This window comes from Acidovorax sp. KPB24-03 (genome assembly GCF_057546605.1).
Map to the genome: position 1 here is coordinate 1 of NZ_BAAJYR010000643.1, position 1,424 is coordinate 1,424.

Annotated in this window: 2 rRNA genes; both read left to right on the top strand. The window is 52.4% G+C overall.

The features are described 5' to 3' along the window. Window positions 1–945: ribosomal RNA gene (locus AC27KI_RS24790) — 23S ribosomal RNA — on the top strand; the annotation flags it as partial. Window positions 946–1,063: 118 nt separating this feature from the next. Further along, window positions 1,064–1,176: ribosomal RNA gene (gene rrf / locus AC27KI_RS24795) — 5S ribosomal RNA — on the top strand. Window positions 1,177–1,424: the final 248 nt, after the last annotated feature.

Consider the following 1,424-nt stretch of genomic DNA (forward strand, 5'->3'; position numbering starts at 1 on the left):
CCTGCACGAATGGCGTAACGATGGCCACACTGTCTCCTCCTGAGACTCAGCGAAGTTGAAATGTTTGTGAATGATGCAATCTCCCCGCGGAAAAGACGGAAAGACCCCATGAACCTTTACTGTAGCTTTGTATTGGACTTTGAACAGATCTGTGTAGGATAGGTGGGAGGCTTTGAAGTGAGGACGCTAGTTCTCATGGAGCCAACGTTGAAATACCACCCTGGTGTGTTTGAGGTTCTAACCTAGGTCCCTTATCGGGATCGGGGACAGTGCATGGTAGGCAGTTTGACTGGGGCGGTCTCCTCCCAAAGCGTAACGGAGGAGTTCGAAGGTACGCTAGGTACGGTCGGACATCGTGCTAATAGTGCAATGGCATAAGCGTGCTTAACTGCGAGACTGACAAGTCGAGCAGATGCGAAAGCAGGACATAGTGATCCGGTGGTTCTGTATGGAAGGGCCATCGCTCAACGGATAAAAGGTACTCTGGGGATAACAGGCTGATACCGCCCAAGAGTTCATATCGACGGCGGTGTTTGGCACCTCGATGTCGGCTCATCTCATCCTGGGGCTGTAGCCGGTCCCAAGGGTATGGCTGTTCGCCATTTAAAGAGGTACGTGAGCTGGGTTTAAAACGTCGTGAGACAGTTTGGTCCCTATCTTCCGTGGGCGCTGCAGATTTGAGGAAGCCTGCTCCTAGTACGAGAGGACCGGAGTGGACACACCTCTGGTGTATCGGTTGTCACGCCAGTGGCATTGCCGAGTAGCTAAGTGTGGAAGAGATAACCGCTGAAAGCATCTAAGCGGGAAACTCGTTTCAAGATGAGATCTGCCGGGGCCTTGAGCCCCCTAAAGAGTCGTTCAAGACCAGGACGTTGATAGGTCAGGTGTGGAAGCGCAGTAATGCGTTAAGCTAACTGATACTAATTGCTCGTGCGGCTTGACCCTATAACTTTGATCATCATTTGATCAAGTTGTTATGCCAAGTGACGCAGTCAAAATACAAGCTGATTCCAAACTCTATGAATTCGCCACCTTGATCACATCAAGGTAGCTCCAAGTTATGCCTGATGACCATAGCAAGTTGGTACCACTCCTTCCCATCCCGAACAGGACAGTGAAACGACTTTGCGCCGATGATAGTGCGGGTTCCCGTGTGAAAGTAGGTCATCGTCAGGCTCTTACAGCCCAAACCGCCCCGACATCCAACGATGTCGGGGCGTTTTGCTTGGGGAATGAAAATCTCTCCTGCAAACCTTCGCTAGACGTAGCCTGCTTGGTTGAACCAGTCTCCAGTCAGGTACGCCCCTTGGCCTCAGGCCCAAGCCTGACAACGCATTGCAGGCTTCAATGCGGCGCTGTTCGTCGGCCTCAGGCATTCAACGGACCACGCGACCACGCTGCCATTCCGATCACCAGCCCCGATC